The organism is Actinoplanes rectilineatus (genome assembly GCF_000962825.1).
Taxonomy (GTDB): Bacteria; Actinomycetota; Actinomycetes; order Mycobacteriales; family Micromonosporaceae; genus Actinoplanes; species Actinoplanes rectilineatus.
The window spans coordinates 1-313 of sequence record NZ_JZKF01000275.1; the positions used below are offsets into that span (position 1 = coordinate 1).

At 74.4% G+C, this 313-nt stretch carries 1 protein-coding gene; it reads right to left on the reverse strand.

Annotated elements, in window-relative coordinates:
* Positions 1-85: 85 nt before the first annotated feature.
* A partial coding sequence (locus WH85_RS46395) for an acyltransferase domain-containing protein (protein ID WP_157411675.1) occupies positions 86-313 on the reverse strand: 228 nt, incomplete at its 5' end.

Consider the following 313-nt stretch of genomic DNA (forward strand, 5'->3'; position numbering starts at 1 on the left):
AGACGGTGAGAGCCCGGCGCACGCGGGGCTCGGCGGCGGCGCCGCCGTCGCCGGGGGAGGTCACCCCGGCGGGGTCCAGGACGGGCTAGGTGCGGGCGGCCCCCAGGGCGAACCCCCCGGACAGCCTCCACAGCGTCTCGCCGAGCAACCCCGCCTCCCCGAAGACCACATCCCTGACGGGGAGTTCCGCCCCGAGGTGCCCGTCCAGGGCGGCGCACGCATCGTCCAACGCCCGCGCGAACACCGGATACCGGTCGTACAACTCACGGCCCATACCCAACCGTTGCGACCCCTGCCCCGGGAACACGAACAC